Origin of the sequence: Desulforegula conservatrix Mb1Pa, from assembly GCF_000426225.1 — a bacterium.
Classification (GTDB): domain Bacteria; phylum Desulfobacterota; class Desulfobacteria; order Desulfobacterales; family Desulforegulaceae; genus Desulforegula; species Desulforegula conservatrix.
In genome coordinates, this window is record NZ_AUEY01000003.1 from 1 (window position 1) to 25,933 (window position 25,933).

General features: G+C 42.9%; 25 protein-coding genes. 7 read left to right on the forward strand and 18 right to left on the reverse strand.

Going from position 1 to position 25,933, the window contains the following annotated elements; all coding sequences use genetic code 11:
- From K245_RS0101895 to K245_RS0101905, 3 genes are all read right to left on the reverse strand, one after another.
- Positions 1-216, reverse strand: a 216-nt coding sequence (locus K245_RS0101895) for a transposase (protein WP_027358070.1), incomplete at its 3' end; no start/stop codon positions are given.
- A 268-nt stretch (positions 217-484) separates the two neighbouring features.
- Positions 485-1,483, reverse strand: coding sequence for an SPFH domain-containing protein (locus tag K245_RS0101900; protein ID WP_027357947.1), 999 nt, complete (start codon positions 1,481-1,483; stop codon positions 485-487).
- A gap of 110 nt (positions 1,484-1,593) precedes the next feature.
- Positions 1,594-2,025 carry an NfeD family protein gene (locus K245_RS0101905; protein ID WP_027357948.1) on the reverse strand — a complete coding sequence of 144 codons (432 nt, stop codon included), beginning with the start codon at positions 2,023-2,025 and terminating at the stop codon, positions 1,594-1,596.
- 450 nt (positions 2,026-2,475) lie between these two features.
- On the opposite strand from K245_RS0101905, the gene K245_RS0101915 reads away from it, so the two are divergent.
- The 7 genes from K245_RS0101915 to K245_RS0101950 all read left to right on the forward strand — a co-directional run bounded on the left by K245_RS0101915 (position 2,476) and on the right by K245_RS0101950 (position 10,450).
- The gene (locus tag K245_RS0101915; RefSeq protein ID WP_027357949.1) at positions 2,476-3,348 is read left to right on the forward strand and encodes a DUF1186 domain-containing protein; all 873 of its coding nucleotides are present in this window, start codon (positions 2,476-2,478) and stop codon (positions 3,346-3,348) included.
- 82 nt (positions 3,349-3,430) lie between these two features.
- Positions 3,431-4,282, forward strand: a complete 852-nt coding sequence (gene motA / locus K245_RS0101920; RefSeq protein ID WP_027357950.1) for a flagellar motor stator protein MotA — start codon at positions 3,431-3,433, stop codon at positions 4,280-4,282.
- An 18-nt stretch (positions 4,283-4,300) separates the two neighbouring features.
- Positions 4,301-5,092: a flagellar motor protein MotB gene (locus tag K245_RS0101925; protein WP_035276342.1), complete on the forward strand. Its 792-nt coding sequence runs from the start codon at positions 4,301-4,303 to the stop codon at positions 5,090-5,092.
- 14 nt (positions 5,093-5,106) lie between these two features.
- Positions 5,107-8,355: a UvrD-helicase domain-containing protein gene (locus tag K245_RS0101930; RefSeq protein ID WP_027357952.1), complete on the forward strand. Its 3,249-nt coding sequence runs from the start codon at positions 5,107-5,109 to the stop codon at positions 8,353-8,355.
- Positions 8,356-8,377: 22 nt separating this feature from the next.
- Positions 8,378-8,965, forward strand: a complete 588-nt coding sequence (locus K245_RS0101935; protein ID WP_027357953.1) for a GyrI-like domain-containing protein — start codon at positions 8,378-8,380, stop codon at positions 8,963-8,965.
- Between the two features lie 241 nt (positions 8,966-9,206).
- Positions 9,207-9,425: a 2-hydroxymuconate tautomerase gene (locus tag K245_RS0101940; RefSeq protein WP_027357954.1), complete on the forward strand. Its 219-nt coding sequence runs from the start codon at positions 9,207-9,209 to the stop codon at positions 9,423-9,425.
- A 326-nt stretch (positions 9,426-9,751) separates the two neighbouring features.
- On the forward strand, positions 9,752-10,450 hold the full coding sequence (locus K245_RS0101950; RefSeq protein WP_027357955.1) for a YkgJ family cysteine cluster protein: 699 nt from the start codon (positions 9,752-9,754) through the stop codon (positions 10,448-10,450).
- A gap of 129 nt (positions 10,451-10,579) precedes the next feature.
- Here the strand turns inward: K245_RS0101950 and K245_RS26195 are convergent, their stop codons facing one another.
- The 15 genes from K245_RS26195 to K245_RS0102025 form a co-directional block, all read right to left on the reverse strand.
- Complete coding sequence (locus K245_RS26195) at positions 10,580-14,317, reverse strand: PAS domain S-box protein (RefSeq protein ID WP_051283784.1); 3,738 nt, start codon at positions 14,315-14,317, stop codon at positions 10,580-10,582.
- A gap of 360 nt (positions 14,318-14,677) precedes the next feature.
- Complete coding sequence (locus tag K245_RS0101960) at positions 14,678-15,031, reverse strand: tRNA-binding protein (RefSeq protein WP_027357957.1); 354 nt, start codon at positions 15,029-15,031, stop codon at positions 14,678-14,680.
- Between the two features lie 14 nt (positions 15,032-15,045).
- A complete protein-coding gene (locus K245_RS0101965) occupies positions 15,046-16,743 on the reverse strand; it encodes a GspE/PulE family protein (protein ID WP_027357958.1) in 1,698 nt (565 codons plus the stop codon).
- Positions 16,736-16,894, reverse strand: coding sequence for a hypothetical protein (locus K245_RS27590; RefSeq protein ID WP_156906671.1), 159 nt, complete (start codon positions 16,892-16,894; stop codon positions 16,736-16,738). Before K245_RS27590 ends, K245_RS0101965 begins: the two co-directional genes overlap by 8 nt.
- A 1-nt stretch (position 16,895) precedes the next feature.
- A complete protein-coding gene (locus K245_RS0101975) occupies positions 16,896-17,279 on the reverse strand; it encodes a response regulator transcription factor (protein ID WP_027357959.1) in 384 nt (127 codons plus the stop codon).
- Complete coding sequence (locus K245_RS22655; protein ID WP_051283785.1) at positions 17,272-18,156, reverse strand: sensor histidine kinase; 885 nt, start codon at positions 18,154-18,156, stop codon at positions 17,272-17,274. The genes K245_RS0101975 and K245_RS22655 overlap by 8 nt, the downstream gene beginning before the upstream one ends.
- Complete coding sequence (locus K245_RS22660; protein ID WP_051283786.1) at positions 18,140-19,033, reverse strand: oxygen-binding di-iron domain-containing protein; 894 nt, start codon at positions 19,031-19,033, stop codon at positions 18,140-18,142. Before K245_RS22660 ends, K245_RS22655 begins: the two co-directional genes overlap by 17 nt.
- A 411-nt stretch (positions 19,034-19,444) precedes the next feature.
- Positions 19,445-20,125 carry a YbhB/YbcL family Raf kinase inhibitor-like protein gene (locus K245_RS0101990; protein WP_232223786.1) on the reverse strand — a complete coding sequence of 227 codons (681 nt, stop codon included), beginning with the start codon at positions 20,123-20,125 and terminating at the stop codon, positions 19,445-19,447.
- On the reverse strand, positions 20,122-20,538 hold the full coding sequence (locus K245_RS0101995; protein ID WP_027357961.1) for a DUF523 domain-containing protein: 417 nt from the start codon (positions 20,536-20,538) through the stop codon (positions 20,122-20,124). The genes K245_RS0101990 and K245_RS0101995 overlap by 4 nt, the downstream gene beginning before the upstream one ends.
- A 31-nt stretch (positions 20,539-20,569) precedes the next feature.
- Positions 20,570-21,019: a hypothetical protein gene (locus tag K245_RS0102000; RefSeq protein WP_156906672.1), complete on the reverse strand. Its 450-nt coding sequence runs from the start codon at positions 21,017-21,019 to the stop codon at positions 20,570-20,572.
- Positions 21,020-21,360: 341 nt separating this feature from the next.
- Positions 21,361-22,326, reverse strand: a complete 966-nt coding sequence (locus tag K245_RS0102005; RefSeq protein ID WP_027357963.1) for a GTP cyclohydrolase, FolE2/MptA family — start codon at positions 22,324-22,326, stop codon at positions 21,361-21,363.
- Positions 22,269-23,087 (reverse strand): glycosyltransferase family 2 protein, encoded by an 819-nt coding sequence (locus tag K245_RS26200; RefSeq protein WP_027357964.1) that lies wholly within the window; start codon positions 23,085-23,087, stop codon positions 22,269-22,271. Before K245_RS26200 ends, K245_RS0102005 begins: the two co-directional genes overlap by 58 nt.
- A 72-nt stretch (positions 23,088-23,159) precedes the next feature.
- The gene (locus K245_RS0102015) at positions 23,160-23,924 is read right to left on the reverse strand and encodes a hypothetical protein (protein ID WP_027357965.1); all 765 of its coding nucleotides are present in this window, start codon (positions 23,922-23,924) and stop codon (positions 23,160-23,162) included.
- A complete protein-coding gene (locus tag K245_RS0102020) occupies positions 23,921-24,580 on the reverse strand; it encodes a RibD family protein (protein ID WP_027357966.1) in 660 nt (219 codons plus the stop codon). Before K245_RS0102020 ends, K245_RS0102015 begins: the two co-directional genes overlap by 4 nt.
- A gap of 41 nt (positions 24,581-24,621) precedes the next feature.
- The gene (locus K245_RS0102025; protein WP_198013805.1) at positions 24,622-25,824 is read right to left on the reverse strand and encodes a hypothetical protein; all 1,203 of its coding nucleotides are present in this window, start codon (positions 25,822-25,824) and stop codon (positions 24,622-24,624) included.
- Positions 25,825-25,933 lie beyond the last annotated feature (109 nt).

The following is a 25,933-nucleotide window of genomic DNA, read 5'->3' on the forward strand; positions in this document are numbered from 1 at the left end:
GGCCTTTACCGACGCCTGATGGTGACACTTGTGGCATTGGTACAGATCTCTTGATTTGAGCTCGCAAAATTTCGAACCGCCGCAATTCGGACAACTAAAACCATGCGGCCATCTAAGTCTGAATAATGAGTCTTGGCACTTATCTTCGGTCCCATATTCGGACAGGAATTCGTGAATACTCTTTCCTTTTTGAAATTGGATCATATTTTTTGCCATGCTACACCTCCATCATATCTGGATAATCTTTCACATGCCTTAAGATAAGCATGGCGGAGTAAAAATGGTAATCAAATAGTTTTTTATACAGGCATTACAATGCTTGATTCAAATCAAACAAAATTAGCGCAATCTAACATTTGGATTTTTAACATCGAATTGTTCAGGCGGTCAAGACTTATTTCGAAAAGGATTTTTTCTGTGAAGTGTGTTTATCCGCACATGAAGCCATGTTTTAAGGCTCCATGCGCGTTTGGTTCGAATAGTTTTACTGCTGGCCAGGAATCTTTACCCCGAACAGTTCCTTGATTCCGCCAAGCGATCCAAGAAGATTGCTTGCTTCATAAGGCATGTAGATCATCTTGTTGTCCTGGCCTCCTGCAATAATTTTCAATGCTTCAATATATCTGACTGCTAACAGGTAGTTGACTGCAAGCGCCTCTTTGTCTTTGAGAATCTCTCTGATTGTAGCTATTGCCTGGGATTCGGCTTCGGCGATCTTCAATCTTGCTATTGCGTCACCTTCGGCACGAAGTATGGCAGCCTGTTTTTCACCTTCAGCCTTGTTTACTTCCGACTCCCTCTGACCTTCAGCCTGAAGAATTGCGGATCTCTTATCACCCTCTGCCTGGAGAATAGAGGCTCTTCTGTCTCGTTCCGCCCTCATCTGCTTTTCCATTGCTTCTTTAATATCCCTCGGAGGGGTGATGTCCTGGAGCTCGACTCTGTTGACCTTCACGCCCCATTTATCACTGGCGCTATCAAGTATTTCCCTGAGCTTTCCGTTTATGGTGTCCCTCGATACAAGGCATTCGTCAAAATCAAGTTCGCCGATCACGTTTCTAAGGGTTGTCTGGGTGAGTTTTTCAATGGCATCAGGCAGGTTCGCAACTTCATAAACAGACTTTGCCGGATCTGTTACCTGGAAATAGATCATGGCGTCTATCTCTATGGTCACATTATCCTTGGTGATTACGTTCTGGCGCGGAAAATCATAAATTGTTTCTCTGAGATCTATTGTGTTGGTCATTTTGCTGATAACTATTTTTTGACCATTGGCAGCAACTGTCGTGTATCTCCAGTTGATCGGTCTCGGCTGATCAATAAACGGCCAGATAATGTTGATGCCGCTCACAAGGGACCTGTTATAGCGTCCCAGTCTTTCAATTATAATGGTTTCAGCCTGTTTGACGATTTTGAAGCCTTTGACAATTAGGATTATAACAAATACAGCAATGAAAAGTGGCACTACAAATGCAGATCCCATATTTTTCTCCTTATGTTTTAGATGCTGATTCCATTTCGAATTCAAGCGCCAACCGAATTAATCATGCCGCCATCTTGAACCAGGTTTTCTCAGTCATTTGTTTGCACAGATCATTTTCTTACAACTTTAAGTGTAACCCCTGAAATGCCTTTTATTTCGACAATCTCGTTTGCTTCTATAGTGTCATCATTTTCTGAGCATGCCTTCCAGCTTTCTCCTCCGACCATTACCCGTCCTGCGTTGTCAGTATTGCAGATTCTTTCCTCAACCTTTCCGGTTTTGCCGATCAGGGCACATGTCCCTGTGGCCAGCTTTTCGCCTGAATACAAGAATTTCTGGACAAAGGGTCTTATGGTCACAAAAACAAAAATTGATCCCACAGCAAAAACAATAAGCTGAATACCTACAGAAAATCCGAATACAGCCGCAAGCCCAGAGAACATGCATGCTATACCGAAACTTGCAAGCACAAATCCCGGCGTGTAAATCTCTATTGCAAAAAGAATTATCCCTGCAATGGTCCAGTATTTCCAGTATTCCATGATCAATCCTTTTTACCGCTGTTTATCCGGTTTGATTATTAACGGGGGTTGTTAAAACTCAGAATATTCCCATAAATGAAATGCTATTCTTTGACAAGGTCGCAAAAAGTCCGATTCTCGTCATTCCGGGGCAGGCCGAAATCCAGAAGTGTCTGAAATTTCTGGATGCCGGATCAAGTCCGGCATGACGCTAAAGCCATTTTTGACTTTTTGCAATTCCATCATTCTTTGAAAAGAGCCTTGGTTTTTTATGAATGGCTTGAATAAAAAGACTGGGGTCAAATTCTATACTTTTCTTTTTAGCACCTTTAAAGAGCCTGATTCAAGTGAAAAACCTCATCAAGGTAATGATCTTTATTAATAATCTTTTTAAAGATACTTTTTTTTGCTACATAAAACTTTGGATTTTACTGATTTTAACTTTATGCCAAATGAAGGCGGATTAATTTGATGAGTGGACTTTCTGTTTCAGATATTATTTCGGAGCTTACCTGGTACGACGGCCTTTACAAGAAAGCAGCCGTGGACGCGGCCATCGAACAAAAAGATGAGGTTGTTCCTGAACTGATCCAGAGGCTGATCCGGATTCTTGATGACCCATACCGTTATCTGAAGAAAAAAGGTTATTTTCTCCACGTTTATGCCTCCATAATCCTTGGTCACCTGAAAGTCAAAGACGCACATGAAATAATCATTGCCCTATGCAGTCTGCCAGGCGAGCTGTCTGCGGCTCTCTACGGCGATATCCTGAATACGGATCTTCCCATGGTCTTTCTTAGAACCAGCGGCGGCGATCCCAAAAGAATAATGGAACTTGTAAGGGACAAGGAGGCGGATCTCTATTGCCGCGATGCCGCACTCAAGGCCCTTATGAATGGAGTCATAAAAAATATTTTTGAAAGAGCAATGGTTCTGGAATTTATTGGGAGTCTTTTCACAGGTGAAGAATGCGAAGAAGATTCCGATTTCTGGTCGATAGTTGCTCTCCACGCAAACGATCTTTACCCTGAGGAAATCATAGACACGATTAAGCAGGCCTATGAGAAAAAGCTGATTTCCCCTAATTTTATAGACTATGAAGAATTTGAGCATGTTCTTTCGAATGACAGGGAGGAATGGCTTAAAACCCTGCTTGAGGATCCCGATGAAAATTCTTTTGAGGACATTCACTCCGTAATGGAATGGTGGGATTGCTTTAATCTTGATTCAATAATGGCAAGGCAGCAGCAGAAAAAACAGGTTTCTCCTGAAGACCGCAAGACAAAAAAGAAAAAGAAAAAAATGGCCGCAAATTCCCAGAGAAAAAACAGAAAGAAAAAGTGATGTATTCCTTTGATCTTCCCTTGTTTGAAAATATCTGTCCAAAAACTTTACAAAGAATCTGTGTCAAAGCGGAGGAACTGAAATGTTTATAATCATCGGTGGCGTGATAGTCTTGGGCTGCGTAGTCGGCGGATATCTGCTGTCCAAGGGTAATATTCATATTCTATGGCAGCCAAACGAATTCATCATTATCGGTGGCGCTGCTTTAGGCTCGTTTATCATCGCTTCGCCTCTTAGAGTACTGAAACAGGTTGCTGGATGTGTGGGAATGGTTCTGAAGGGAAAGGTCCATGGTAAGGATTTTTACCTCCAGCTTCTTACCCTGCTTTATGATATTTTCGCAAAAATGAGAAAAGAGGGTCTTCTTTCCATAGAAAAGGATCTTGAAGCGCCGGAAAGCAGCCAGATTTTTCAAAAATACCCGGATGTCATTCATAATCATCACCTCACGGACTTTATCGCAGACAACCTTAAAATCATTGTTTCAATTCCTGTCCAGCCCCATGAAATTGACAATCTAATGGAGCTTGACATTGATTCGACACATGGTGATGAGCATGTCGTCGCACACAGTATAAATACTGTTGCGGAATCATTTCCAGGTCTCGGTATTGTTGCCGCTGTTCTTGGTATTGTTGTAACAATGGGAAGTATCAACGAACCTCCCGAAGTTCTTGGTCATCATATCGGCGCGGCACTGATCGGAACATTCGTAGGTATTCTTGTGTGTTACGGATTCCTGGGCCCATTTGCCACAAACCTTGCGCATCTGTTCAGACTTGAGGGCATTGCTTTCAACTCGGTAAGGGCGGCCCTTGTGGCCTATATGCAGACAACTTCTCCGCAGATGGCCGTGGAATTTGGCAGAAGGGCTATTCCGGCTGTTGACAGGCCATCATTCTCAGAGCTTGAAAAGGCTGTTAAGAAAAAATAATCCGAAGGAGATCTGATCATGGCCAAGGCCGATGGTGATAAGGGTGGCAAAAAAGAAAGCAATATCATAATAAAAAAGGTGAAGAAGATTTCAGGCGGAGCCCACGGCGGGGCCTGGAAAGTTGCCTATGCCGACTTTGTTACGGCAATGATGGCGTTTTTTCTTTTAATGTGGCTGATAGCTGCAATGAAGCCCCAGACAAAGGCTGCGGTCGCAGCTTATTTCAAGTCAGACAGCAAGCTGGCAAAAGGAGGCCCGGCAACGCCGGAAGTCGATGTTCCTCCAACATCTCCCGAAGACAAGCCTGATGTTGGAGAAGGTTTGGCAGAAGCCATGGAACTTCAGCAGGATATTGAAGAGATAATAGAATCAAAACTCTCGGATCTTAAGGATCAGATCATAGTAGAGCTTGCAAATGGAAATGTTAGGATTGAAATAGTTGATAAGGAAAGAAATCCTCTTTTCCAGGTAGGCAGTTCCGCCCTTAATGACAATGCCAAAAAGATAATAAAAGAACTCACCAAGGCTGTGGTTGATGTCCCAAACAAGCTTATAATTGAAGGTCACACAGACTCGTTGAATTTTGCGGGTTCCAAATATACGAACTGGGAGCTTTCGACTGAAAGAGCTTCTGCTGCACGTCAGGTGCTGGAAAGCAGCGGAATGAATCAGGATCGCATTGTAATGGTTGCCGGATATGCGGCAAACATTCCATTGATAAAAAATGATCCGGCCAATCCTGAAAACAGAAGAATCAGCATTGTTATTCTGTCCAAAAATACAAAAAGCTACACAAATCTCTATAAATAGGATTTCTTTGTTTTATGAGATTCATCGCTGATCTTCATATCCATTCAAGATTTTCCATGGCCACGGCATCAAATCTGAACCTCGAAAATCTTTATATCTCTGCCAGAAAAAAAGGCATTACTGTTGTCGGTACCGGTGATTTCACCCACCCTGAATGGTATGCGGAAATGAAAGAAAGGCTGATACCTGCGGAAGACGGCCTTTACAGATTAAAGCCTGATCTTGAGGATGCCTGCGACAGGCTCGTTCCTGAATCGTGCAGGGGCCCTGTGAGATTCATGCTTCAGGCAGAAATCAGCAGCATCTATAAAAAAGACGGCAAAGTAAGAAAGAACCACAATCTCCTTTATTTTCCCACACTGGAATCAGTGTCCAGATTCAATTCCAGACTTTCAGCCATAGGAAATATCAAATCTGACGGCAGGCCTATTCTTGGACTGGACAGCCGCGATCTGCTGGAAATACTTTTTGAAACAGATGACAAGGGATTCATGATCCCGGCCCATATATGGACTCCATGGTTTTCGCTTCTTGGTTCTAAGTCCGGATTTGATTCCATTGAAGAATGTTTCGGAGACCTGTCAAAATATATTTTTGCTGCAGAAACAGGACTATCTTCTGACCCTGCTATGAACCACCGGGTTTCCTTTCTTGACAAAATATCCCTTGTTTCAAATTCAGACGCTCATTCACCCGGGAAATTAGGACGTGAAGCCAATCTCTTTGACACCGACCTTTCATATACATCCATAAGATCTGCCCTTGAAACCGGAGATCCATCCGCATTTCTCGGAACCCTTGAATTTTTCCCTGAAGAAGGGAAATATCACATGGATGGTCACAGAAAATGCGGAATAAGATTTTCACCTGAGGAATCCCTGAAAACAGGCGGTATCTGTCCTGAATGCGGGGGCAAAATGACCCTTGGCGTGCTTTACAGGGTTGAGGAACTGGCTGACAGGAATGACGGAGTTCTGCCTGAAAAAGCAAAGCCCTATCACAGCATAATCCCTTTAACTGACATAATAGCAGAAATTTTTCGGGTCGGGCCATTATCCAAAAAAGTAAATGAATCATATGCTAGAATAATAGACGTCCTTGGCCCTGAACTTGATATCCTTTACAGCATGGATATTGAAAAAATCAGAAAGGCCGACATACCTCTCTTAGGGCTTGCCATAGAAAAAATGCGCAGCCATGATATTGTTCTTTTGCCAGGATATGACGGCGAATTCGGAACCGTAAAGATTTTTACGGATGATGAAAGAAGGACGGCCTCCGGGCAGAAATTTTTTTTTGATATAAAGGATTCAGAAAAGAAAAGTCTCCGAAACCATAAACCAGAAGTGCTGAAACAAAACGCTGCGGAAAAAACTTTATTTGGAAAAATAGAAGCAGATAACAAACTGAAAAAAAACGGCGCTGAAAGCCCGACTCTCAATGACGAGCAGGCAAGGGCCGTAACCATGAAGCCATGCCACATGATTATCACGGCAGGCCCAGGAACCGGAAAGACAAGAACCATAACCCACAGGATATCCCATCTTATTTCCGATCAAGGTGTGAATGCTTCGGAAATAGTCGCCATCACCTTCACAAACAGGGCTGCTGACGAAATGAGGCAGAGACTGAAATCCCTTCTTCCCGGGAAAGAGATCCCTTTCACAGGAACATTTCATGGCCTTTGCTTTAGTATTCTAAGGGAAGCTTTCCCTGAAAAGAAGTTCTGCATAATCGATCAGGATCAAAGAGCTGTCCTTATCAGATCTGCCATGGACAAATACATGGATCAGATCAGTGAAAAAATAAAAAAGCCGGATTTCAATAAAGTTTCAGAATACATCACCATGATGAAACATCCTGTTTCGGAAAAAGAAGAATCAGGATCAGGAGATAAACTGATTCTTTCGGCAGTTCTTGGGCCTGTTTTCTTAATTTATCAGGATCTTCTGGAATCAAAGGATCTTCTTGATTTTGATGACCTGGTGTTCAAGTCCATAAAACTTTTTGAAGAGAATCCGTTAATACTTGAAAAATGGCATGAGAAGCTCAGGTTTGTGTTCATAGATGAATATCAGGATTTAAATAATATCCAGTATCATTTCATCAGGCTTTTATGCGGAAGCTCTTGCCATGTCTGCGCCATAGGCGATCCTGACCAGTCTATTTACGGATTCAGGGGCGGGAGTTCCGAATATTTCGGAAAATTTGCAGGTGATTTTTCCGGGGCAGAAGAACTCAGGCTCGTAAAGAATTACAGATCATCAAAAACCATTCTTGATGCTTCTTTTCAGATGATTCGTAAAGGAGGCAATGATTCAGGGCAAAGGGTTTTTTCAGATATAGAAGCTAAAAAAAGCATAAGCATTTTCAAGGGAAATGATGAATACAGAGAAGCTTCTACCATAGTTGCGGAGATAGAAAAACTTGTTGGAGGCACCTCCAGTTTGTCCATCCATTCAGGCAGGGCAGGTGATGACTGTTCATCTGCCCACGCCTTTTCTGATTTTGCCATTCTTTATAGGACGAGAGTCCAGGCAGAAGCCATAATGGCCGAGCTTGAACGATCTGGTATTCCTTTTCAGCCTGTCAATAAGGATAATTTCCTGCTCCAGCCCTTAATAAGCGAGTCTCTGAAATGCCTTAGCGCTGCCCTGGGTCTGAATGTTTCAAGGCCTGAATATCTGTCTCTGATGTCTGAATCGGCCCTGAAAAAAATATCAGAGCAAGCGCTTTCAGGAAAAATTGTTGCTGCCCTGAATTCAGCCCGGGCTCATCTCATTGAAAATGAGCATTTAGGGATAGCCTCCGATTCTTCGGGCTGGGACAGACTCCTGGAAATAGCAGGGGCTTATCCTTCAGATCCCTTTCTTTTTCTTTCAGACATTGCCCTAATGTCAGATCAGGATGTATACAGCAAGAAGAGTCAGAAGGTTTCCCTGATGACCCTTCATGCATCCAAGGGGCTTGAGTTTCCAGTGGTATTCATAGCTGGCTGTGAAAAAGATCTCCTGCCATATAACAGGCCGGGTGCAGAAGTCTGCGTTGATGAAGAACGGCGTCTTTTTTTTGTGGGGATGACAAGGGCAAAGGAGAGTCTTTACCTGTCCTGGGCTGCTAACAGGCGCGTATTCGGCAGAAAAACTGAAAGGTTCAGATCCCCGTTCCTTGATGATATAGAAGAAAGGCTTCTTGAGTTTTCAAGAACTGCAAGAAAAGCTGGCCGCAAAGAATCTGCCGGAAAACAGCTGGAGCTTTTTTAAACAAAACCTGGAGATCAACATAATGAAGAGATTGGTTGTTTCACTTGTTTCCGTGCTGTTCGCAGTCGCGGCCATATGTCTGGCCTTTCTTAGCTGGGCAGGTCTTTTTTCGGAAATTGAAATATCAGAGGAAAAAGCCGGGCCTTATTTTCTGGCATATGATTCAAGTATCGGTCCATACAAAAAATCTGCCGATGTCATGGACAGAATATACAATACACTGCTTGGCGAAAAAGGCGTATCAGCGACAAAAGGATTCGGGCTTTATTATGACAAGCCGGGCACAGTTCCCGATGATAAGCTCAGAAGCATCGCCGGTTGCATTGTTGAAAAAGAGTATCAGAACAAGCTTCAGGCTACCTCTCCAAAATTCAGGACAGCTTCTATTGATGAGTCAAATGCCATTGTCGCCAGATTCCCTTATAGAGGGCAGGTTTCTGTGCTTATCGGTGTTTTCAGGGTATATCCTGAACTTGGCAGATACATATCCGAAAAAGGATTAAGTGCCGGGCCGGTCATGGAAATATACGATATCAAAAACGGAATTATTTCTTATGTTGTTCCAGGTATGGACAGGTCTGTATTGGAGGGCTTGCTGCCAGCCAAGTAATCCAGGCGCTTCAAATGAAACAGATTAAGCCTGGCCATGGGATAGGGGCTGTATCCTGACTTTTGCGAGGCTATTAATATAACACGTGCAAAAAATCAGAAAATAGCGTCATCGTCATGCCGGACTTGATCCGGCATTCAGTAATTTCAAATACTTCTGGATTCCGGCCTTCGCCGGAATGACTGAAATTGGACTTTTGCGAGACCGTCAATAACATTTATCCGGGTTTTTAGGAGAATTTATGCCTGTAGTAAAAATCGAACTTGCCAAAGGCCGTACCATCGCCCAGAAACGGGAGATGGTCAAACTGATCACAGATGCTGTGGTAAAAACTGCCGGAGTAAAATCCGAGAATGTATGGATAATAATAAACGAATTCGAACCTGATAATTTTTCATCCGGCGGTAACCTTCAGATTGATAAATATGATGCATCCATGCTGCCGTCTGAAAGTGACTGAGAAAAATAATCCAGGAAACGAGTCTCAGGACTTTCCGCCAATTCCAGAGGCGCATAAATAATGACAAGATCGTAAATAGTCCAATTCCCGTCATTTCTGCGAAGACCGGAGTCCAGAAGTAATTGAAATTACTGAATGCCGGAGCAAGTCCGGCATGACGCTGACGCTCCTTTTTTGTTTTTTTGCCAGGCCGTCAATGATGATGGTTGCAATATCAGGATGTTTTGATGTATAGAGCCTCGTTTATCAGGCAATGGTTTTAATGTCCTTTTGGCTCATCAGGCAGGGACAGCAGGCACGGAACTAATTTTTATATTTTTAGAGCAATGAACGACGAAAACATAAAGATTCTTTTTGAAGCAGGTTTTGGCATCGCCACATCTAATATTGAAGCAGGAACCAGGGCAGCTGTTCTCAGGATTGCGCCCGAAGGCACTGGTTTTGCCGAGGAGCTGACATCAGGAATCGAATCTGACAGCTTTTTTTCGGAAATAGCCTGCGGCCCTAATTGTCCTTACTGCTGTTCTATGCAGATCAGAGTCACTCCTCCGGAGGCGCTTCTTGTTGGAGATCATGTCATCTCGACTTATTCAGAAGATCAGAGACGAGAACTGCTTAGGAAAATAGCGCATAACCTTGCGCTGACTGATGGCAAAGATCTGGATGAGAAGGTTGAAAACTGGCACCAGACCCCATGCATTTTTCTTGAGGCAGGCTCATGTTCTCTTTATCCGGTTAGACCATTCATTTGCAGATCATGGCATTCCCTGGACAAGGGCGCTTGCCTGAAGGCGTATGATCTTAAAAAGAAAAATGCTGAAATCGAGAGTTATCCCCACAGAAATCTTGTTTTTGGAACAATCCGCAAGGGTATGATCAAAGGATGTGCATCCAAAGGCCTCCAGTCAGGGATCATGGTCATCACTAAGGCTGTAAAGGCTATTCTTGAATATGAAGGAGATATGGTTGCAGACTGGCTTGAAGGCAAATATGTTTTCCAGGATTCATTCTTTTTAAAAGAATGAAGCTGGTTTGAAAAAAAACTATATAACGCCAGTATTTTTAGATAGTTCTGGATTTAGGTCTGCGCCGGAATGACGGGAATCGGCGCTTTTTGCGACTTTGCCAAATTTATCGGATGTCCGGGTATATAATCAGGCAGACTCCAAAATTTCCCTCACCTTTGTGGCCAGATCAACCGTTGAAAAAGGCTTCTGTATGAAATGAGCACCTTCTGTAAGAGCGCCTCTGTTTGTGATCAGATCTGTGGCATATCCTGACATGAAAAGACATTTTGCACCCGGTTTTATTTTAAGAAACGCATCCGCCAGTTCTTTCCCATTCATCTCAGGCATCACCACATCCGTAATAAGAATATGAATATCAAGGGGATATTTTTCAGCAATAGAAAGAGCTTCTAAAGGATTGTCCGAGGTTATGACAGTATAACCATGGTGCCTTAGCACTGCTTTACCAAGATTAAGGAGAACGGTCTCGTCTTCCACAAACATGACGGTTTCACTGCCACGGTTAACGGCATGAAGTCTGGCCGAAGTGTCCATTTCCTGAATCTCTTCCTCATAACGAGGTATATAGACAGAAAATGTAGTTCCATGGCCTGGACTGCTTGAAACATCAATAAAACCGCAATTCTGCTTTACAATGCCGTACACTGTAGCAAGACCGAGTCCTGACCCTTCACCCACATCCTTTGTTGTAAAAAATGGTTCAAAGATGTTTGCAATGACATCTTCGCTCATACCACACCCGTCATCACTGACGCTTAAAACTACATATTGACCAGGAATTGATCCTGCGTGCTGCATGCAGTAAACCGGATCAAGGTCTATATTAAAGGTGCTTATTGTAATGGTGCCCTTGCCTTTTATGGCGTCCCTGGCATTAACCGCAAGATTTGCGAGTATCTGGTCAAGCTGGGTAGGGTCCATGAATACCTTCCAGAGACTGATTGCGGGCTTAAGGACAAGATTTATTTCTTCGCCTATCATCCTTCCAAGCATTTTAAGCATGCTCGCCACGACATCATTCAAGTCCAAGACTTTGGGCATAACAGTCTGCTTTCTGGCAAAAGCAAGGAGCTGCCTTGTAAGATCCGCAGATCTGTTTGCGGCTTTCTGGATTTCTGTCAGATAGCCGTGAATAATGTCATCGTCCTTCATTTTCATGAGGGCCATATCAGAAAAGCCTATGATGGCTTGGAGCATATTGTTGAAATCATGGGCTACTCCTCCGGCAAGACGGCCAATGGACTCCATTTTCTGGGACTGAAGAAGCTGGGTGTAAAGTTTTTCCTTTTCCTGCTCTGCAAGCTTTTTCTCTGTGATGTCCATTGTATATCCGGCAAGATATTTCGGAACGCCATTTATCATCATTGGGAATTTGATGGTCGTATAAGTTTTCCCGTCAAGCTCTTCAACTACTTCGAGGAGTTTGCCTTCTTTCAGAATTTTTTTATCATCCTCAATTATGCTTTTTGCAAGATCAGAAGGAAACAGCTCGTCCATTGTTCTTCCCAGAATTTCATCAAGGGGCCTGCCAATCATATTCTCAAAATTTCTGCTTAAGTATACAGGCCTGATGTTTTCGTCTTTTATAAAAACATAAATGGGGTTATTTTCCATGAAAAGCCGGAACATTTCAGTTATTTCATGCAGAGCGCTTTCAGCAGCCTTTCGTTCTGTGATGTCTGAGATTATTATTCCAAGCATTGGCTCCGAATCAGGAACATTAATCCTGAATTTGCTTGTCAGAAAAATATGCCCATCACCATATCTGTCAGTCCACTCCTCTTCATAAATTATGTGGCCTTTTTCAAAAGCCTCCCTGTCTTTTGTCAGCATGGCGTCTGCTATATCATCAGAGAAAAGCTCGTGCGGGGTTTTGTTTTTCCATTCGTCAAAAGGGAAAAACTGCATAAATTTATCATTGGCGTAAATAGCCCTGAGCTCGGAATCTTTGATGAGAATAAGGGCAGGAACATGCCTCATGAACGCTGCCATTCTGGCTTCGCTCATTTTAAGGGCGTCCTGGGCCTGATTTTTTTCCAGGGCTTTGAAAACAGCCTCCATCAGAATGGACAGCTGCAATAAATCAGTGTCGTTATAATCTGTTTCCTTGTTACCAACCCCTATGACCGCAATAATTTTATTTTCTTTAAATACAGGAAGGGTCATGAATCTTGATATGTTCACATGGCCTTCCGGATAACCTTTTTTTAGATGATTTTCTGCATCGAAGTCATTAAGGATCATGGCCTTCCTCTGTCTTACAGCTTCTCCCCATATACCTGTCTTTTCAAGCTCATAGCAGGTCATGGGTTTTGTTATGCTGCATTCCTTCATTACATCCCTTGACCATGAATTAAGGGAGAACTCCTTTTTTTCTTCATCATAATGGTAAATATAACCGATTTTACTGTGTGTTAGCCTGATTGCCTCATGAAGGGCAAAATCAAGGAATTCCTGTGAGGTTTCGGATCTATGCTGCATTATGGACAACAAGCTGCTCAGTCGCTCTTCATCTCGCTCCTGTTCATCTTCAGCCTGTTTTCTGGCTGTAATGTCTCTTATTATAGCCCACATGCCCACAGGTTGATTTTTCTCATCCCGGATTAGAAAAGTTCTCAGTTCCACAGGAAAAACAGAACCGTCTTTTCTGATGTATTCTTTTTGATAAATTCCTGAATAGCCTTTGGGAAGAATTTCCTCCTCTACGATTGCTGATTCCATTGCATGCCATTTTAAAGGAGTAAGATCCATATATGTGAGATTTTTAAACTCATCACCTGTGTAACCCAGCATTTCAATGAATGGCTTGTTGAAATCAATTATATTGCCAGACATATCTGTCTGAACAAATGAGTCCATCATGCTTTCATGAAGTCTGCGGAATCTGAATTCACTTTCTGCAAGACGTTCTGATGAGGCTATTATGTCGAGGGTGTTTTTGCGCACACGGCGCCTGAGAAGGATATTGAAAATCAGGACTATGATTGCAGTTGAGCACAAAAGAGCAAAAGACTCCCAGATCCATGACGGAATGACCTCATGGATACCTGCTTCCCTGCGTAGCCATTCTTTCATTTTAGTGTAGTAGGGAGAATTTCTGTCGTCTTTCCATGTTTCAAGATAGCGGTTAAGACTTTCCAGTATATCTTTGTTCGAGTTTTTCCCGACCGTAAAAAAGATGTCAAAAGGATTAAAAACAATTCCGGTTCCCTTGACATCAAAAGATGGACTCTTCCCTGCACCGAAGATGCTGCTGACAACTCCTCCGTCAGCTTTTTTATCCTGAACCATTTTTAAGACTTCATCAAAACTCTCAACTTCAAGATACTCGCATTTGAGTCCAAAAGAATCCGCGAGTTTTTTATAGCTCAGTGCGTTGAAATCATTTTTCATCACGGCAATTCTTTTGCCCTGCATCCTCAGTATTGAATCAAGATCAGAGGATCTATGCACATAAACTTCACCCCAAACCGTAAGAACCGGAGTAGAGCAGTAATCCATGAAATTTTCACGGTCCTGTGTCCGGGCAACGCTGGTTAAAACATCAACCTCGCCTTTTCTTATGCGCTCCAGCCCTTCAGTCCATGAGCCGTAAACATATTCGATCTGCCAGCCTTCTTTTTCAGCGATTATTTTAAAAAGATCGACATAAAAACCTTTTTCAACGCCATCTTTATCTTTAAAAATTGCCGGATAATAATAAAAAGCGCCTATTCTCACGGTTTTTTCAGCAATGGATGAAGATGCAAAAAATAAAGCAATGAGAATAAAAAAAAGAAGGGAAATACCGAAACACAAAGATGAATCAGTGCACGACTTCCAGTTTTTTTCTGTATTTGAAGTTTTTACTGGCTGAACAAGCATCTTGTAATTCCCTTATTAATAATACAGGCAAAACTGAGCTATTCAATCTATAAGTCAGCAGCGTCGAGTCAAGCTATACACATCAATGTCACAGCATGAACATTTGAAATGAGTCAGGCCGTTTGAATGGCAAGCCTGTTGTTGCATAATTACTGGAAAACCCTTTTGAAAAAGGGTTTTCCAGACCTTTTCCAAAACTTTTATGTTTTTTTTATTACGAGTTGAGAACATATGTTTTTAAAGCAAAAGAATCCATAACCGAAAAGTTTTTGCCAAGCTTGTTTCAAAAAGCGGCCTTTGATCTTTCATTTAAAAGAAGAGTTCAAATTATGACGATGTGAAGTATATGTATAATCGAGCTCAGGCCAGTTTCAGCCCATTTGCCACTTTTCTTTCCGGAATGGCAAGTACAACTGCGCCCGAATCCTGAACAAAACCTGTGACAAGAAATTCTGACATGAATTTTCCTATCTGCCTCGGAGCAAAGTTGAGGACTCCGATTATCTGCTTACCCACAAGATCTTCAGGCCTGTAAAGATCAGTTATCTGGGCGCTGGATTTTTTTATTCCAAAACCGTCTCCAAAATCAGCAAAAATCTTATATGCAGGTTTTTTCGCACCAGGGAACTCATGAACCTCGACAACGGTTCCAACCCGAAGCTCCACCCTTTCAAAATCATTCCATTCTATTGTTTCATTTGCAGAATTCTTCAAAAATAACTCCATTGTCATGCATTCCCTGAAACGCAGACCCTCTCAAGCTCAGTAATTGTGGTCACTCCCCTGAGAACTTTTTTCATGCCGTCGTACCGCAATTCCTTGAACCCAATATCTCTTGCCTTTTTTTGGATATCAAGGATGGAAACGCCGGACGCAACCATGGCTCTGATTTCTTCTGTTATCAGAAAGACCTCGTGGATTGCTACACGTCCTGAATACCCGGTGTTATTGCAGTCCGCGCATCCGTTGCCCTTGTAAAAAATTACTTCACGGTCATTTCTAATTATGAAATATTTCTCTGCGATCTCCTTGTCAACAACATAGGATGTTTTGCATTTATCACAGATTTTTCTGACCAGTCTCTGGGCCATGACTCCTATTATGGAGGGTGCCACCAGAAACGGTTCGACACCTATTTCTATGAGACGGGTGACAGCTTGAAGCGCATTATTCGTATGAAGGGTTGCAAGAACCAGATGGCCTGTGAGAGCAGCCTGGGAGGCTATTTTGGCCGTTTCCAGATCCCTTATCTCTCCAATCAGAATGACATCAGGGTCCTGCCTTAGAAAAGCCCTTAACGCTGCCGCAAAATTAAGATTTATGTCGTGGTTTACCTGAATCTGATTAATCCCTGCGATTCTGTATTCCACGGGATCTTCAATTGTCATTATATTGACTTCAGGCTTGTTCAACCTTTTCAGTATTGAGAAAAGCGTCGTTGTTTTACCTGATCCCGTGGGGCCTGTAACAAAAAAAACTCCATTAGGAGAATTAATTATTCTCTTTACAGCCTCAAGGATTGATTTTGAAAACATCAGCTCTTCAAGTTCAGGAACATCCCTTGCCATAACCTGACCAAGGATTCTCATTACTATCTTTTCACCGTAAATGGCTGGAACAGTTGAAATTCTTATATCTACTGATTTACTGGCAAGCTTGAGGGTTATTCTGCCATCCTGTGGTCTTCTTTTTTCTGTGATATCAAGATTGGCCATGACCTTGTATCTTGAAACCATGGGAGCAAGAAGCGCGTGTTCAAGCCTGAGCCTTTCTTGTAGAACGCCGTCAATCCTGAAACGGATATGAAGCATATCTTCCCTTGGCTCTATGTGAATATCACTTGCCCTCTCTTTGACCGCCAGCAGAATTACTCCACTAGCAAGCTCGATCATGGCCTTGTCGCCAGCTATTTTTTCGATCTGCTCATGGGTGATCTTGCCCTGTCCTTTGAATAGTGCGTTATCAAAAATTCTTCCTATGGCTCCTTCAAGAGAATCCTTGGACTGGTAATTAATTGATATCGCATCGGAAATTTCACCAGGAAAAGAAAACACCGGGCTTACAAGCTTTCCAGATACCATCCTGAGCGCCTGGATTCTATCCTGATCATTTGGCCGGTCAGTCGCCACGGTAATAGTGGAGCCAAGCATATATAGAGGTATGGCATTGTATTTTATGGCATTCTCAAGACTCAGGTGAGAAAGGGCTTCTTTCTGAAAAAGGGTTTTTTCAAGGTCGACATAAGCCACGGATATGGCGTCTCCCCATCTTTTTCCTATCTCATTCCTTGGAAGAGCCGCTATCTCCAGAAGGTGATCCCTCAGCTTCTCGCCCGAGTCCCCAAGTTTCATCATCAGCCTTGAAATCTCTTCGGAAGAAAGAACTCCATCTGAAACAAGTTTTACCGCGAAAGACTTTTCACTCATTGGCCTTTCCTTTATTTTTCTTGTCTCTGAGCATTTTCATGATCTCATCCTGGGACATTGCCCGTGGTTTTTCAGCCTGCTTCTTTCCTTCATCTTCCTCAATTTCCTTAAGCATGGCATCAAGATCATACTTTTCGGTATCAGCAGCCATTTCATTCACCTTTATTTATATTCAGAGTTTCAAGTATGATTTCCTTAATCTGGTCTATGGGCGTATCCTTGCGTATATAATGGGACGCGCCTTTTTCAATGCATTGCTGTACAGTTTCAATATCTGAAACTGAAGTCATCATTATTACGCAGGCATCGGGGAACTCTTTCATTATATCTATAAGGGCTTCATCACCGGTTTTTTCAGGCATGTTAATGTCCATGAGAAGCAGATCAGGCCTGGTTTTTCGAAAGATATCGATGGCCTCGTTCCCGTTTTTGGCCTCCCCTACAATCTCGGCTCCTATGGTTTTAAGGACAGATTTTATGAACATCCTGATATGATTTTCATCATCTGCAACCACAACCCTGAATTTATCAGCCATTATTTATCTCCTGAATTGGCAGAAACACCGAAAAGGAGGCCCCATTACCAGGTTCGCTTGCAAGTGATATGGTGCCGCCGTGTGCCTCGATTATTTTTTTTGTGATTGAAAGCCCAAGCCCTGTACTATGTTCTCCTGCCGTAGGTCTTGCGCTGAGTCTTGTAAATTCGCCGAAAAGCTTTGCCCTGTCATCTTCCGTAAATCCTGGCCCCTGGTCTGATACAATGAATACAGCTTTTTCAGCTTCCTTCTTCAAGCCAACTTTGACCGTTGAACCACTTGGTGAAAACTTAAGGGCATTGCTTGTGAAATTGTCTATGACCTGGATTATCCTTGAAGAATCAAGATAAACAAGGCCAAAATGTTCGAGATTGGACTCAAGGCGGATGTTCTTCTTGTCCGCCTGAATGCTGAATATTCTCATTCGTTCGAAAACAAGTTTGCTGAAATCGGTCCATTCTTTTTTTATTGTCAGTTTTCCGCTTTCAAAAGCCGAAACGTCCAGGATTTCATTGATCAGATCAATGAGATGCCTGCTTGCGTCGTTAATAACCTTGATAAATTCTTTCTGTTCTTCACTGAGCGGCCCCATATTCTGATCAAGCAGCAATTCGCTCAAGCCGCGTATCGAGATGAGCGGATTTCTGAGGTCATGGGCCGTCATGCCTATCATCCGATTCTTGAACTGATTGGCTTCATGCAGTTTTCTTTCGGCAAATGAGTAGTCAAGAACAAGCTTTTTAAACAGTTCGTGATTGATCCTGTCATCTTTTTTTACCGCAGATAGCTCCATGACAGAGCTGATTAGAGAAGATATAAGCGGCGTCTTAAGTTCTGAAGGATCAGCCGCGCATATTTTTTCAAGAATTAGGTGCATTCTGTTCCAGCCTCTCAGTTAGTTTTTTTATATTTCCAATGCTCTGATAGGCTCTTTCTCCAAGAAGACTGTCTACACCCACTTTTTCCAGATTGCAGAGTGTTTTAAATACGAAGATGATTTTTTCAGCTCCCTTGATTACACTGCCATGCTGCGGCGCAATCATTTCAAATGGGATTTCCGCCATTATCTCCAGAGCCATTTTCAGTGATCTGTTTGATGGCATTATGGATTGATGAAACTTCATCATATCAACAACAGGGCACGAAGGTTTCTGTCTCGGGCAGTTTTCGTAGTCGGAACAGGTCTGGCATTCACGGTGGTATTCAAAATAAAGATCCCAGTCTCTTCCGAAAGAACCGAAAAGATCGCTGGAAAAAAGAACCTTTGCGACATTGTCAAAGGTTACAAAGCTTCCTGAAGAATGGGCGTATGGAGTATTGTGGAAAGTCAGTCTGCGGCCGGATGAAAAAACATATTCATGATTCATCTGCTCGAGGGACAAAATTCTGGATGCGACAGAGTAGTGCTTAATAAAGGCCTTATTCTGATAATCGGATATGATCATGAGGTCTTCTCTTCCGATGATATCCTCAAAATTCGGAATACCTGCGCACAGATCCGGATCATAATGATGGAAAACCATGGCCTTTATCGAGGATGGATGAATTCCGGTCTGGAGAATTTTCATCATGACATTCGGGAAATCAGGCCTGCTGCCTCCATCCACAAGAACAGCCTCGTTTCCGTCTATGATTATATATGGATTACAGTGAAGGCCGGATTCAGGGTCATGATACCCAACCCAGTAAACTCCATCAGCAAGCTTTACAGGATAGTTGTAATCAATGGAATTCTGATTGCTGCGGGAACTCATAATAAAGATCCTTAATCAGTTTTCATTAAAAGATTTATTACAGGACTCTGTTTGAGGGCAGTGGAATATGCCCGAAGACTTGATATTGAAGCCTGCCGGTATTTATGATCCGGGGCCTGATTATATTTAAGGATTTAAAAGCCGAGTTTCTGTTGCAAGGCCGGATTGTCAAGACCTGAAATAGAATTTTATCTATGGCTTTATTGATAGCACAGATAAGGGTAAGAAATAAAATAAAACTTGGTCTTATGAAGATCGCTGTGCGTTGATAATCATGTCAAGGTTGCAAAAAGCCTGATTCCTGTCATTCCGGCGCAGGCAGGAATTCAGAAGTATCTGAAATAACTGGATGCCGGATCAAGTCCGGCATGACGCCGCCGCTATTTTTGACTTTTTGCAATCTTATTGATCTTATCTTGAAAAAAGAACTGTGAGCTGAGCCTTTGCAATACTGTGCTGGTTCAGGTTAAAACCAACCATTGCGCCTGATGCGGCCTGTTCAAGGGGCAGTTTTTCGACATCGAGTGCGTGTACTGTAAAAATATACCTGTGGGGCTTGTCACCGGCAGGCGGGCAGGCGCCTCCATATCCAGGCTTCCCAAAATCTGTCATGCTCTGGGTGCTTTCCTTTGGCGCCAATCCCGAAGCTGGATCTCCGGCATTTTCAACAAGCTTTGTCGTATTTTTCGGAATATTGAAAATTGTCCAGTGCCACCAGCCGCTTCCGGTCGGTGCATCCGGATCATATACCGTAACCGCAAAGCTTTTGGTTTCTTTAGGCGCATTCTTCCATTCAAGTTCGGGCGAAATATTTTTTCCTGTGCATCCGAAACCAGAGAAGACCTGATCCATTCCCATTTTGTCTCCTTCTTTGAATTTAGGGCTTGAAACAGAGAACATTTCTCCCGCAATTGCAGACGTTGATAACAGGGCCATAAATGTAGCAGCAACGATAATTTTTCTGATCATGATTCTTTCCTTTTTTTTGTTTTTGTTGTCGCAGAATTTTGACAAAGCCGCAAAAAGTCCGATCTCCGTTATTCCTGGGTAGGCCGTAATCCAGAACTGTCTGAAAATAGTGAAAATAATCAATCAATATTTTCCTCAGTTTTAACATCTATGCCGTGGCTGAGAAGCATTTCAGCAAAAAGGCCATTCCCGTCAATGAGTTTCCCTGAAAAGGAGCCGTCGTAGATTTTTCCGCAGCCACAGGAAGGTGACCTTGCCTTTAGTATGGCTGAATCGCATCCGGCAAGAAGGGCGATCTTAAGGCCCTGTTCCGCGCCTTTTTTGAATTCAGAGGAAACATCATCACCGGCTTTTGTGAAAACCATGCCATTTTTGATTTCACAGCAGATTCTTGGGGTAGGAAGTCCCCCAAACTGTTCGGGGCAGACAGGAATTGCCTCACCTTTTCTGACGAGATTCATTACTTCTTCAACCGGGCTTGATTTTCCGTCATATCTGCAATTGATGCCTGCAAGGCAGGCGCTTACTATTTTCATTTTGGATATTCTTTCTGCAAAAAATCATATTTTAAAGGAAGGCTATTTCTTCACATCTGTTTTCAAAACTGAAGTATGGCGTGTAATTTTTACCATGTTTTTTTGTCCAGAAGTCAATGACTGCCCAATTGTCGCCAGCAATTTCAAACTGCGATTCATATTCAGCACATGCCGTGATGGATATAGCTTTAATCTTATGAATACCCTTTGAAAGACTAAATCTGAACATTTTCCAGTTATGCTGATGTTCAACGTCAAATCGTTCATGCAGCACAGCAGTGTCATCAATGAATATTTTTATGTCTGTTATGATAAGATCAAAGCTCTGATTAGAAACGTAGAGTCTGAAATTGCCATCTGGTTTTTCAATCTGGCTTTTAATGTTTGGAAGTTTTAAATCCGTTAAAGATATATCCGGATATTCAATGCAGTTTTGAAGTTCTTCACTTTTGAAACGCTGGCAGCCAAGTGAAAAAAACAAAAAGCAAATTGCAATAAGACAAGTAAATACTTTTAATTTGTAATGGAAAGAGTTTTTCAACTTTTGCCTTTCAAAAGGAAGAATAAAAAATGCTTATTCCATTTATTAGTTTAGATTTGTTGCTGCAAAACTGCTCTCTGATAGGGTCATAGTTGTTCATTTGAAAAAACAAAAAGTTTTTTGCCGAGCTTTTTTACAAAAAAGCGACCCGCTCGAGGCACTCGCCCTATCAATTTCAAAACAGCCGAACAAATACGCTTCGTCTGACTTTGGTTGATTTGGTAATATTGCCTCGCCGGAGGCACACGAATCTGGTGCGCAAGCCTTAGAGCTTGAGCACCCTACGAATCGGATTTTTTCAGGCTGTTTTCTATCTCCGTAATCCTGCCCATTGTTGTTGATACCTTACACCAGACATTGTGTGTGTGAATGCTTTCAAGGCTGAGGGATTCTATTTTTACAGGGGTATCAGAAGAAAGCTTTCCTCCCATGATTCTCCCGGCTGCTCTTGCTGTTTCCCTTGCAGCGTCTTCGGCAAACTGAGGGGCTGAATGGGATTTCAGGACAATTTCAGCCTCGTCGTTTCTTTTCAGAAGGTCATTTGTGGTGTGAAGGGCGGATTTAATACATGTAACAAGATCCTTCCACTCAGGATAGCCGTTTGAAACCCTGACAGCAAGCCTGGTGCTTGATCTCTGGGAATGGGTCGGAAGGCATTTAGAGCTTTCTGTGTTGAAAAGCGCACGGTTATATTCCTGGGTACAAGGACAGGCTGTTATGTGATCCATACCTGCTGACAGAACAGTCTCGAGCTTCAGATTTTCGTCTTTTTTCAGTCCTGAAACTGATATGTCAATCATCACGGAATCTATTGATTTGTTTCTGCTTGCAGTCGTTGTCTGAATCAGAGGAATCTTGCCGGACAGATTTACGCTGACTTTGTCGCCCGTCTGCTTTTCACCAATTTTTCTCGCAAGTTCTTCGGCATAGACTGTGGGACTTTCAAATAAAACACCATGAAGTTCTGAAATTGCTCCTTCCATTCTGGACATGTGAATGCCCCTTGAATCAGGGGGAAGGCTGACAGTTATGGTTGCCTCAAAAGGAATAAGTCCTTCGGGAAGGCTTATCCACAAGGTTTTGTTGCTTATTCCAACTTCATCGAGAAACAATGGGAATGATGGGGCCTGCTCAGGAATGTCTTCGCTGGTGTTTAATATTCTTTTATGTTCTGATTCGGGTATATATTTCAGAGACGAGGCTCCAGATTCTTTGTCGCGGTAAAAAAATCCTGAAAAGTTTTCCATGATGTGCCCTCTTTTCTGGTTATATTCATAGCCTGATCAAAAAAGTGAATAAGAGTCGCGTCTGCTCTTCCTGATGCTTCGACAACTTTTTTGATATTTATGAGAAGATTTTCTATTTTTGGCGCAAGGCTATCAGCGCTGCAAAGGCTGCCCTCATGGAGCATTCTTCTTGATATGACTTTTTCACAAAAACCGAAACTGAATTCTGAGCTCAGTTTTAGAAAAAAAGCCCAGTCTTCGCCTCTGTTCAATTCAGGAAATCCGCCTGCAGAGTCAAATGCCTTTTTTGTTACAGCCGCAGATGAAGGAACCGTAAAGCACCATCTCGCCATATTCCTGAAACAGTCACCTCTGTAACCCTTTCCGTTTTCGGGAATAAGAAATTCACCGCCAGAGACTTCATTGTGGTTGAGGGTGATGCCATAGGCAAATTCATGGCCGCTTTTTATTATTTTATAAAGAGATTCAGCATGATCAGGCAGCCATTCGTCATCTGAATCCAGAAACATGAGAATCTCAGAAGAAGATGCATCTACTCCGAGATTTCTTGCCTTGCCAGGCCCTGTGTTTGCTGTTTTTACAATGATTATATTGGGGAAAAGCCTGGAAATTCTTTCAATGGTCGAATCCGAAGATCCGTCATCGACCATGATTATTTCTATGGACAGACTGGTATTCTGGCTGATTACGCTTCTTATGGCCTTTTCAACCAGATGCTCCCTGTCCTTTGTGGGTATTATGCAGCTTATGTCTTTATTCAAAATATTTTCCGGGATTTGTTGCGGCCTTGTATGTCTGCTGAAAAAATGGTGCGTGGGAGGACGCCACACACCCTACGCTATGAGCATTTCCTTTATCCGACCAGGTCTGAAACATTCGGCTGCGGCTTTGGGTTCTCCTGCAATTTTATATTTAATATATTCTTCAAGCACAGGAAGCATGTCAGACAGATAACGCCCTGTTTCATTTTCCGTGGCAGTTGTGTAAGTCTGGGAAAAAAGGCATTTTCTTTCGCCTCCTCCGGTTGATGGAAGTCCCTGGTCTTCAAGATAATGCTTTGAAACGGTTTCTTCTGAAAAGTCTTCAAAAACAGGGTAGGTGGTTCTGATTCCGAATTTTTCAGAAAAAGCATTCATTGCATCCATGAATGTCGGGGTCTGTTCAGGATAATAGGACTGTTTTTTCGTATATCCTGCCATCAGAAGTTTAACGTCATTTTCCAGACAGTAGATTATCGCCCTTGTGTGCATCGCGGCCTTGCATGCCACGCAGACAAGGTTTTTGCCGTTATACCTGGGCATGAATTCTTCGTATCTGTCCAGCCATAATCCCTGAAAAAGTCTGCCGGAATCAAGCTCTATCAAAAGGCTCTCAGGAAGCTTTTCCTTGGGAGAATGGGATTCAAGAATTATCTTTGCCGTATCGAATCTGTTTTTTGTGAAATGCGGAAATCTGGACATTCCGTTCAGCATATTAAGAAGATGAATTCTTTCGGGCTTAGGCACTGAAGTGTGGCTGCCTGTGAAGCTCATAGCGTATAAAGCCAGAGAATCAGTGCCGCCTGAAAAAAGTATTGCCGAGTCTTTTATGTTTATCATTTTATAACCCTGTATTTTGTAAAGATTTCGCCGGTTTCCCCTGAATGCGAACACTCGACCAGCTCAAGCTTGACAAGGGATGAAATTTTTTCTTTAGAGTCTGCCACAGTGGAAGCCCATTTGTCTCCTGATATGAAAGGTGCGATTGTAAGAAGTACTTCATCTATCAGGCCTTCTTTGAGGCAGGAATAATTGAAGCTGCCGCCTCCCTCCACAAGAATTTTTTCAGCTCCCATCCCGGAGAGCAACCCGAAAACTTCGGAAATGGAAATGCCTGATTTTTGACCTGATTCAGATATTGATCTGGAAACGCCTTTTATTACAGCTTTGTCCTCAAAAACTTTTTCAAGTTCAGCTGACAGCTCAAACGGAACAAAAATTACAGGCTTTGGGCCGTTTATGAAAATCTTTCTGTTTTCATTGGGGATATTTCCCGAAGCTGAAACAAATGCCCTTATCCTGTTTTCCGGAAGCCTGCCACCTGTGCATCTCATTTCAGGATCAGCATCCCGGAGTGTACCCGCGCCCATTATGCTCGCATCTGTCTGATCGCGAATGGATTCAAGCAAACGTCTGTCTTTTATGCTTGCAAAGCCGACAGGACTTATTCTTCCGCATATTGTTGACGCAACTATCATTGTCGCTTTTTTGTTCATCAAATTCCTTTTGAGCTCAGTTCAGACTCCTTGAAAAATCATCAAAAAACGCTGCCCAGAAGTTTAGTTATCAACTCCTCCAGCGGGATCATCGTAAGTATCAGAGGCATTCCAGGCAGTAGGGTAAAAAAAACAAGGTGAACGACCGTCTCCCTGCTGAAAGGAAAAGGCTTTATTTCACGGATCACCTGGAAGCTGTTCCCAAGGTCTGCAAGAGACTGAATATCTCCGCTTCCGACGAGGGCTTCATCATCGCTTGCGCCTCCGCGCACCCATTTCGAGTCAAAATCGCTGACATATTTGCTGGCAAGTATTCCGTATTCGCGCATGCCGGTTCGTTTGGCACTCATCAGGGCAGGCGCGAAAAAAGTCAGGGGCCCCAGCACCAGCATGAGAAGAAAAAGCACCACGCCAAGAATTTCCAGCTGAAAGTCCGGAAGCTTCGCTCCGGCAAAAAAAATTGGATTTGCAATAAGCCCTGCCACTCCAGCTCCGTGGGCCATAAGAAGAGGCGCAAACATTGAGCTGCTACCGCCAAGAAAACCTATTCCTGCGGCACGGTCAGGGTGGGTAGGTATAAGGTCGAGATCGAGCCGCGAGCTTTGCCAGAGAAAACGAGCCCATATAAAAACCCTGAAATACCAGCGGAGGAGAATGAACTGAAACATGGGCCTGCTGATGAAAATATACCAGTAGCCTGCCGGTGAAAATTGGGTGATCCCGTTAACCCTTGTGGAATACCAGCTTCCTGCATCATCTCCGATTCTTGTTATACCACTGAACGTGGCCCAAATATAATGTCCTGCGACAAAAACCAGAACGAACATTATCAATTCAATGAGCACAGAATTTCTCAGTTTCATTGCCGAGGCAATAATATCCCTGAACTTTGGCATAACCTCTTCGGTGATGATCTCGCGGTCTATGAACTGCCCGACAATCATGCGCATTCTTTTATGAACCAGCAATTCGGCGACAATGAGCAAGGGCAGAGACACAAGAAAACGGGCATGGGTTTCGATGTCATAAAAAAAAGGAAGTCCGATACCGCCCCAGGCCCTGGCGCTGAATATAGAAAGAATAAGGAGAGGCAGCCAGGTGATCATGATTACGGAGATAATCCTCCTGTTCATCAGCTCAAGAGCAGGAGTTGCGAGTCTTGAACGAACCAGAAACTGGAACACTGGTCCACCCAGAACGAGCGAAAAATCAGGAGGTTCATGGGAATTATGAATGTTTTGCATAGCCATTCTCCTTGTTAAGTCTTTAGAGCCAATTGCAAAACCAAGAATTGTTATGTCTATATACGCTTTATCGCACAGAAAATTTTTCAACACAAGCAGAGCATAAATA

What these genes read in the sequence shown, in the direction of transcription:
- K245_RS0101900 (WP_027357947.1), bottom strand. Translation starts at nt 1,483, where the DNA reads ATGGGATCTGCATTTGTAGTGCCACTTTTCATTGCTGTATTTGTTATA.
- K245_RS0101905 (WP_027357948.1), bottom strand. Translation starts at nt 2,025, where the DNA reads ATGGAATACTGGAAATACTGGACCATTGCAGGGATAATTCTTTTTGCA.
- K245_RS0101915 (WP_027357949.1), top strand. Translation starts at nt 2,476, where the DNA reads ATGAGTGGACTTTCTGTTTCAGATATTATTTCGGAGCTTACCTGGTAC.
- motA (WP_027357950.1), top strand. Translation starts at nt 3,431, where the DNA reads ATGTTTATAATCATCGGTGGCGTGATAGTCTTGGGCTGCGTAGTCGGC.
- K245_RS0101925 (WP_035276342.1), top strand. Translation starts at nt 4,301, where the DNA reads ATGGCCAAGGCCGATGGTGATAAGGGTGGCAAAAAAGAAAGCAATATC.
- K245_RS0101930 (WP_027357952.1), top strand. Translation starts at nt 5,107, where the DNA reads ATGAGATTCATCGCTGATCTTCATATCCATTCAAGATTTTCCATGGCC.
- K245_RS0101935 (WP_027357953.1), top strand. Translation starts at nt 8,378, where the DNA reads ATGAAGAGATTGGTTGTTTCACTTGTTTCCGTGCTGTTCGCAGTCGCG.
- K245_RS0101940 (WP_027357954.1), top strand. Translation starts at nt 9,207, where the DNA reads ATGCCTGTAGTAAAAATCGAACTTGCCAAAGGCCGTACCATCGCCCAG.
- K245_RS0101950 (WP_027357955.1), top strand. Translation starts at nt 9,752, where the DNA reads ATGAACGACGAAAACATAAAGATTCTTTTTGAAGCAGGTTTTGGCATC.
- K245_RS26195 (WP_051283784.1), bottom strand. Translation starts at nt 14,317, where the DNA reads ATGCTTGTTCAGCCAGTAAAAACTTCAAATACAGAAAAAAACTGGAAG.
- K245_RS0101965 (WP_027357958.1), bottom strand. Translation starts at nt 16,743, where the DNA reads ATGAGTGAAAAGTCTTTCGCGGTAAAACTTGTTTCAGATGGAGTTCTT.
- K245_RS27590 (WP_156906671.1), bottom strand. Translation starts at nt 16,894, where the DNA reads ATGGCTGCTGATACCGAAAAGTATGATCTTGATGCCATGCTTAAGGAA.
- K245_RS0101975 (WP_027357959.1), bottom strand. Translation starts at nt 17,279, where the DNA reads ATGGCTGATAAATTCAGGGTTGTGGTTGCAGATGATGAAAATCATATC.
- K245_RS22655 (WP_051283785.1), bottom strand. Translation starts at nt 18,156, where the DNA reads ATGCACCTAATTCTTGAAAAAATATGCGCGGCTGATCCTTCAGAACTT.
- K245_RS22660 (WP_051283786.1), bottom strand. Translation starts at nt 19,033, where the DNA reads ATGAGTTCCCGCAGCAATCAGAATTCCATTGATTACAACTATCCTGTA.
- K245_RS0101995 (WP_027357961.1), bottom strand. Translation starts at nt 20,538, where the DNA reads ATGAAAATAGTAAGCGCCTGCCTTGCAGGCATCAATTGCAGATATGAC.
- K245_RS0102005 (WP_027357963.1), bottom strand. Translation starts at nt 22,326, where the DNA reads ATGGAAAACTTTTCAGGATTTTTTTACCGCGACAAAGAATCTGGAGCC.
- K245_RS0102015 (WP_027357965.1), bottom strand. Translation starts at nt 23,924, where the DNA reads ATGATAAACATAAAAGACTCGGCAATACTTTTTTCAGGCGGCACTGAT.
- K245_RS0102020 (WP_027357966.1), bottom strand. Translation starts at nt 24,580, where the DNA reads ATGAACAAAAAAGCGACAATGATAGTTGCGTCAACAATATGCGGAAGA.
- K245_RS0102025 (WP_198013805.1), bottom strand. Translation starts at nt 25,824, where the DNA reads ATGCAAAACATTCATAATTCCCATGAACCTCCTGATTTTTCGCTCGTT.